Origin of the sequence: Vibrio profundi (assembly GCF_043642225.1) — a bacterium.
Taxonomy (GTDB): Bacteria; Pseudomonadota; Gammaproteobacteria; order Enterobacterales; family Vibrionaceae; genus Vibrio; species Vibrio profundi_A.
The window spans coordinates 1-6,158 of the sequence record NZ_JBHZSF010000029.1 but is presented as its reverse complement, the minus strand read 5'-3'; the positions used below and the strand labels follow the sequence as shown (position 1 = coordinate 6,158).

Genomic DNA, 6,158 nt, shown 5'->3' with positions numbered 1-6,158 from the left:
AATAGCCCAGATGTAAGCGATCATCTCTCTTGCGATGGCAACCACAACGACATTTCGGTGTTTACCTTTTTGCAGCAGCTGTTGGTAACGACGACATAACCTTTGCTGGGCTTTCCAAGCGATATCGACGATCTCTTTAGGCAGTCCTTCTTGCCTTAGTTGAAGCTCTACGGAGATGTTCGCTTTGTGCTTATAGGTATGTGCACCTTCAACGAGCAACCGTCTAGCCCGACTGTTACCACATTTTGTTAAGCTGCCACGGCGAGTTTTCCCTCCACTAGAGTTTTCTGTTGGGACAAGTCCAAGGTAAGCCATAAGCTTTCTTGGATGGTCGAACCGCCGTAAGTCACCCAGTTCAGCTATTGTGCCAAGAGCTACGAGTAACCTCACTCCACGCATAGCTTGTATGGCTTTTACTACAGGATAATATCGCCAGTTTTTGGCTTGATGGAGCAGTTCGTTATCGAGTCGTTGAAGCCGTTGTATCCGTTCATTGATCGTGATGATCATCTCTTGTAAGACGATTTGTTGACTATGGTGAGGAAGAATGAGGTCGGTCAGCCACCGTAGATGCTTTTTAGACCAGTTATCATTCACAGCATCTCGTTTGTCAGTTTTAATTCGATAGGTATCAGTGATGGAGCGACGACATAGCAGCAGTGTCCAAGGCTCGTAATCAGGCGATAAGTCCAGTAACCGCATGGCCCTGCTTCATAAACAAAGTGCAGAGTAGCTTTGGGATACTTGGATTGCAGTTGCTTGGCCAATTTAATTAGCGCGGACTTATTGGATTTAATACGGCCTAACTGTTGTGGGTTTGCCCCTCGATGTTCTTGTAAAACAGCGACTTGAACAAATGACTTATGCGTATCTAAGCCAATGAAAATTATGCTATCTTTACTCATGCTAGCCTCCAAATTTAGTTGTTTGACGCACTAATTATGGCTCTGGCTTTTAGCTAACCCACGATATTGGAGGCTAGCACCTCGTGGGGGGCATTATGTCTATGTGATTGGTGGACACTTCGTACCGATTGGGGCTAAAATGCCCGCTCGCGGCTGCACATGAATTTCAGTCAACTTTAGAGAAAATACGATGATTGTAGAAAATGTGCTTCCTGAAAATTACGCAGAAATGCTTAGTGTTTGGGAAAATTCAGTCCGAGCAACTCATGACTTCATATCAGAAGAAGATATTGAGTTTTTTAAACCAATTATCATTGAGCAGGCTTTTCCTGCTGTCACGTTAAGATGTGTGAAAAATGAAAGTGGTTCAATTTTAGGTTTCGTAGGTATCCACGACTCAAAGGTTGAAATGCTGTTCATCTTAAACGAGGCAAGAGGGCAAGGTGTTGGTAAGGTGCTACTGCAATACGCAATAGAGCAGTTAGGCGCAACCAAAGTGGATGTAAACGAACAAAACCCGAAAGCCGTAGGTTTCTACGAGCATATGGGTTTTAAAGTAGTTTCTCGCTCACCGCTTGATGATATGGGAAAACCTTTTCCCATTCTGCATATGACACTTTAGAGCTCGGTTTGTCGTAACCAGTTTGCTAGAAGAAACGCCCAAAGCTAATAACTTTGGGCGTTTCCGTATGCAATGACAAAATCACAAACAATAAATTTAAGAGTGATTCACAACGCTCGGCGCTTTCACTTCAAGCCAGTTTAGTGTTATGGCACAATGCTTTAGGTAAGGTTGTAGCGTTGTTCACACCTTAATTTGGCGTTATAAGGCTCGAAAATAAAAGGAACTTTCGTGGAAATTAGAGTAGGGCAACTAAGCGATGTTGCAGCTATTACAGACATCTTCAATTTTTACATTGAGAACACTAATGCTCGTTTTGAAGAATGCGCATTTACGCAAGAAAATCGTCTAAATTGGTTCTCTCAGTTCTCAAGCAATAGTAAGCATCAACTTTTCGTTGCTACCGAAAATGGGGAGTTTCTAGGTTTTGCATGTTCCCAACCATATAGGGACATTTCAGCATTTGAAGATACAGTAGAAGTGACAGTGTACCTTGCTTCAACAGCAAAAAGTAAAGGAGTTGGTTCAAAACTATATTCCAAACTGTTCTCATCAATTTCTGATTACGGAGTCCACAGGTTGTTGTCAGGTATCGCATTACCTAATGACGCTTCAGTTGCTCTACATAAACGTTTTGGTTTTAGAGAAATTGGCGTATTTAATGAATATGCAAAGAAAAATGGTCAGTACATCAGTTCGGTTTGGTTGGAAAAGGCGCTTGACTAAAGGTCCGCCTTATACAGGGCGTTTAAGGCAGATTCCCAACGCTTGGCAGTTTCGCTTCGCTCAAGTATAGCCAAGCGCCGCTCACAACTTAATGCGGCGTTAGTTTCCCAGTAGACATAATCAGTCCGCTGGGAATTTTTGTTTTTGGTGCAGTACACGCATGATGCGAATGATATCGCCTTCAACCCAGTAGGAAACAATCATTGAAATCTCAGGAATAATGAGCAATCGCCCTCTAATTCCGTCTCGTTGGACTCCCATATGAGGTTGCCCTAGAAGGTTCTCAACTTTTGCTTCAATAATTTCGTCGGTTTTGTCAGCAGCTTCGGGGTTGAAGTCGTAAAGAAACTCAAAGATCTTTTCGCGATCGTTGAGAGACTCTTCTTCCCACAAAATCATAATTTGCCTCGGTTACGGATTTTAGCTTTACGCTCGGCCATACGAGATTTAGCTGACTCGTGGTCAACAAAAGTGGCTTTTCCTGAGTCAAACTTCTCAAAAGCTAAGTTAACTTGTTCAGTTAACCACGCATCGTGAGATAAAGTCTTCCTCTGTTGCTCAGCCAGTTGCTCAGTCAGTTCACGACAAGCGTCACTTAGTGTTCTGCCTTGGCTTTCAGCCATTTGCTGGGCTAGTCGTTTCGTTTCTTCATCAACACGAAACTGAATTCTAGTGTCCATGGTGTGCTCCATTTTTTCACGTGTGTACAAATGTTAGCACTGGGTTTGTAGTTGGGCAACTAACAATAAATTTAAGCAGATTCGCAACGCTTGGCACTTTCGGTTTGAATCGGCTTTAGTGTTTACGGCACAATGCTTTAGGTAGGTGGCAGCGTTGCTCACTACTTAATTTGGCGTTATAACACAAAGTCAGTCTGTTGCTCAAAATGGCTAATTGAACTATTATTTGTACATTAAATTGTACCATTAGGAGTTCAATATGAGCCGTATCCATTTTGATCAAGATATTCAGCCTTTGTCTGAATTTCGTGCTGGCGTGACGTCATTTATTAAACAGATTAACGAAACTCGCAGACCACTAGTAATCACACAACATGGTAAAGGTGTTGCGGTTGTCCTTGATGTTGCGGAATATGAAGCAATGCAAGAGAAGATTGAGTTACTGGAAGAGATGCGCACTGCTGAAGCTCAACTAGCTTCAGGTTTAGGTGTTTCTAATGAAGATGCTCGTGCTCAAGTATTGGGACGTATTAAAAAATTAAAGTAGTCTGGTCACCACTGGCATTGCAAAAGTTAGGTGATGCAACTGAGTTCATTTCACTGGACAACCCTGTGGCAGCAGAAAGCTGGGTTAATGAGGTTTTTAATAAAACCGAACTTCTCTCTAATATTCCGGAAATGGGACGAATTGTTCCTGAATTACCTCATACCAATTATCGTGAAATCCTATTTGGTCACTATCGAATCATATATAGCCTTAGCCATGAAATTCGTGTGCTTACAGTGAGAAATTGTCGTCAAATATTAACGGAAAGTGACGTGTAGCAATTGTGTTATACAAGGCGTTTAAGGCAGCGTTCCCAACGCTTGGCATTTTCAGTTCAAGGTTGGGTTTTGTGTTTAAGGTGGTCTCGTTGGGTTTCGTGGTAGCGTTGCTCACACCTTAATTTGGCGTTAGATTTACAGAGAAACTCCTATAGTTTTAAGTGAAATAGAAAGGATAGTATTTGAAATGAATTTAAAAGTGTTTGTATTTCTACTAGCTATGTCGGTGTCAACACTTGCTTTCCCCCAAAGTAATATAAATACCTCAGAACAGTTAAGTAATACTGAAAAATTATACGGGCTCTCTCTTTACTGGAGTAAGGTGAGTGAGAACTTTGTTTATTTTGATCAAGTTCCTGAGTTGGATTTTGATAAGACCTATAAGGAATACATTCCAAGAATTTTGTCAACTAAAAATGACTATGAATACTATCGAGAATTAATGAAATTTAACGCTTTACTGAAAGATGGACATACGAATGTTTATCTACCCGAAAGCCTTGAGTTAAAATACGTGGATTGGCCTTCTATTGAATTAACAGAGGTGAACAAAGCAGCTGTAGTTACAGGTGTCGATAAGCAACTTGTATCTAAAATTCCACTTGGTTCGATTTTGGTTAGTGTTGATGGACAAGATCTTGAAACACATTTACGAACCAAAATTATGCCATATATTGCTAGTTCAACAAATCATATTTTATGGAAGAATGCAGTAAGAGACTCATTAAAAGGCACACCAAATAGTAAAGTTACCGTTACCGTGAAGTATCCTTCAGGAAATTTAGAAGACGTTATTCTGATTCGTAACTCTAGGAGTCAGAATCTAGATATAGTGAAGCTGAACACACCTCATTCAAATGGAAAAGTTCTTGATTTCAAGTGGTTGGATAATGGAATTGCTTATCTATCCTTAAATAGCTTTGTTGATAAAATTATTCTAGATGAGTTTTACTCTATCTATGACAATTTGAAACAAGCTAAAGGCATAATTATCGATTTAAGGTTTAATGGTGGTGGTAATTCGGGCATAGCTAAAGAGATACTATCTAATTTTACAAATCAAAATCTGCAAGGCTCTACTTGGAAGACTAGGAAGCATATATCAGCATATAAGGCTTGGGGGTACGATGGGTACGTAGATGATAATGCTTGGCAAAAAGGTGAAATGTCGGAGTTGATTGCTAAAAAAGATAGCATCGTAGTTCCTACATTTGTTTTAATCGGACGAAATACAGCCTCTGCTGCTGAAGACTTCCTAGTTTATGCAGATAAACTGGAGCACTTTACTACTATTGGTGGAAAGACATACGGTAGTACTGGGCAACCTTTGTTCTTTGATCTACCAGGTGGGGGCTCGTTTAGAGTCTGCTCTAAACGAGATTCTTATCCAGATGGGAGAGAATTTGTTGGTTTTGGTATATCCCCTGATTTATTGGTATCTCAAACTCCCGAAAGCATGATATCTGAAATAGATGTAGTTCTTAGTCGAGCAATCCAAAAGCTTGAGAAGATGCTGTAATTATAATCCATACAAACTGTTTAAGAGTGATTCGCAACGCTTGGCATTTTTACTATGCGTTGCGTCTAGTGCTTAAGGTGGTATGCAGAAGCCTCGGTATTGCGTTGCTCACACCTTAACAGGGCTACATGGACTCCCTCTTTTGTCAACAATAGCTCCCGCTGACAACAGTGGACCGGACAGCAGCTCTACATTCGGTGTTTAATCGGAATCGTTCCGTCACCTTGATGATATTCGCTTGATGCCAGCCTCATTCGTTAAACAGTATTTATTACTTCCCAATTAAACAGGTTTAGGCATCTCGGTCTGGTCGTATTGTCATCATTTACTATTGCTTTGACTCGGTGAGTGTTAACCGTTTACATCGTGCAATAACGGCTCTTGCGCCGTGAATAAGTAGAGTACGAATGTGTTTTTCGCCTCTTTTGCTGATGCGACCAAGATGAACATGACCACCTGTTGAGTATTGTCTTGGAACCAACCCTATCCAAGCGGAAAATTGGCGGCTAGAGCCAAATTGTTTGGCGTCATTGACGGTCGCGACAATGGCACTTGCACTGTGTTCACCGACACCTGGAATATCCATGAGGGCTTTGGCTGAAGCCATCTCACGAAATAAAGCAGAGACTCTGCGATCATAGTGCAGTACTTCTAGGTTAAGGTCTTGAATCTTGCTCGATAGATCTTGAAGTAGCTCTCGAGCGAGTATAGGCAAACCATTTTCTGCATCTTCAAGGACGCTACCAATAGTGTTTTGAGCCGAGTAGCGACCCTGCGGCATCACAATACCAAATTCGGAAAGCGAACCTCTGAGTTGGTTAATGGTCGCAGTTCTTGTTTTAATTAGCCCCTGCCGAATACGATGCAGGCAAAGCATAGCT

Annotated in this window: 7 protein-coding genes and 2 pseudogenes; 5 read left to right on the top strand and 4 right to left on the bottom strand. The window is 41.4% G+C overall.

All coding sequences use genetic code 11. The annotated features are described in order from the left end of the window. Positions 1 to 905 (bottom strand): annotated as a pseudogene (locus ACHUFI_RS22130) (IS110 family RNA-guided transposase); the annotation flags it as partial. A 190-nt stretch (positions 906 to 1,095) separates the two neighbouring features. Between ACHUFI_RS22130 and ACHUFI_RS22125 the strand changes: the two are divergent. Further along, positions 1,096 to 1,527, top strand: coding sequence for a GNAT family N-acetyltransferase (locus ACHUFI_RS22125; protein ID WP_039470327.1), 432 nt, complete (start codon positions 1,096 to 1,098; stop codon positions 1,525 to 1,527). 231 nt (positions 1,528 to 1,758) lie between these two features. Next, positions 1,759 to 2,253: a GNAT family N-acetyltransferase gene (locus tag ACHUFI_RS22120; protein ID WP_394253133.1), complete on the top strand. Its 495-nt coding sequence runs from the start codon at positions 1,759 to 1,761 to the stop codon at positions 2,251 to 2,253. A gap of 120 nt (positions 2,254 to 2,373) precedes the next feature. Here ACHUFI_RS22120 and ACHUFI_RS22115 read toward each other — a convergent pair whose 3' ends face one another. Both ACHUFI_RS22115 and ACHUFI_RS22110 read right to left on the bottom strand, forming a co-directional pair. Further along, complete coding sequence (locus ACHUFI_RS22115; RefSeq protein WP_394253131.1) at positions 2,374 to 2,652, bottom strand: type II toxin-antitoxin system RelE/ParE family toxin; 279 nt, start codon at positions 2,650 to 2,652, stop codon at positions 2,374 to 2,376. Next, positions 2,649 to 2,933 carry a type II toxin-antitoxin system TacA family antitoxin gene (locus ACHUFI_RS22110; protein WP_053342872.1) on the bottom strand — a complete coding sequence of 95 codons (285 nt, stop codon included), beginning with the start codon at positions 2,931 to 2,933 and terminating at the stop codon, positions 2,649 to 2,651. Before ACHUFI_RS22110 ends, ACHUFI_RS22115 begins: the two co-directional genes overlap by 4 nt. Before the next feature lie 259 nt (positions 2,934 to 3,192). Here ACHUFI_RS22110 and ACHUFI_RS22105 point away from each other — a divergent pair, with 259 nt between their 5' ends. From ACHUFI_RS22105 to ACHUFI_RS22095, 3 genes are all read left to right on the top strand, one after another. Continuing rightward, complete coding sequence (locus tag ACHUFI_RS22105) at positions 3,193 to 3,480, top strand: type II toxin-antitoxin system Phd/YefM family antitoxin (protein WP_394253128.1); 288 nt, start codon at positions 3,193 to 3,195, stop codon at positions 3,478 to 3,480. After that, on the top strand, positions 3,471 to 3,758 hold the full coding sequence (locus ACHUFI_RS22100; protein WP_394253136.1) for a type II toxin-antitoxin system RelE/ParE family toxin: 288 nt from the start codon (positions 3,471 to 3,473) through the stop codon (positions 3,756 to 3,758). The genes ACHUFI_RS22105 and ACHUFI_RS22100 overlap by 10 nt, the downstream gene beginning before the upstream one ends. 187 nt (positions 3,759 to 3,945) lie before the next feature. Further along, the gene (locus tag ACHUFI_RS22095; RefSeq protein WP_394253126.1) at positions 3,946 to 5,277 is read left to right on the top strand and encodes a S41 family peptidase; all 1,332 of its coding nucleotides are present in this window, start codon (positions 3,946 to 3,948) and stop codon (positions 5,275 to 5,277) included. 361 nt (positions 5,278 to 5,638) lie between these two features. Here ACHUFI_RS22095 and ACHUFI_RS22090 read toward each other — a convergent pair. Then, positions 5,639 to 6,158, bottom strand: a pseudogene (locus ACHUFI_RS22090) (IS110 family RNA-guided transposase); the annotation flags it as partial.

Coding starts and splice junctions, on each gene's coding strand:
- ACHUFI_RS22125 (WP_039470327.1), top strand. CDS start 1,096: ATGATTGTAGAAAATGTGCTTCCTGAAAATTACGCAGAAATGCTTAGT.
- ACHUFI_RS22115 (WP_394253131.1), bottom strand. CDS start 2,652: ATGATTTTGTGGGAAGAAGAGTCTCTCAACGATCGCGAAAAGATCTTT.
- ACHUFI_RS22110 (WP_053342872.1), bottom strand. CDS start 2,933: ATGGACACTAGAATTCAGTTTCGTGTTGATGAAGAAACGAAACGACTA.
- ACHUFI_RS22105 (WP_394253128.1), top strand. CDS start 3,193: ATGAGCCGTATCCATTTTGATCAAGATATTCAGCCTTTGTCTGAATTT.
- ACHUFI_RS22095 (WP_394253126.1), top strand. CDS start 3,946: ATGAATTTAAAAGTGTTTGTATTTCTACTAGCTATGTCGGTGTCAACA.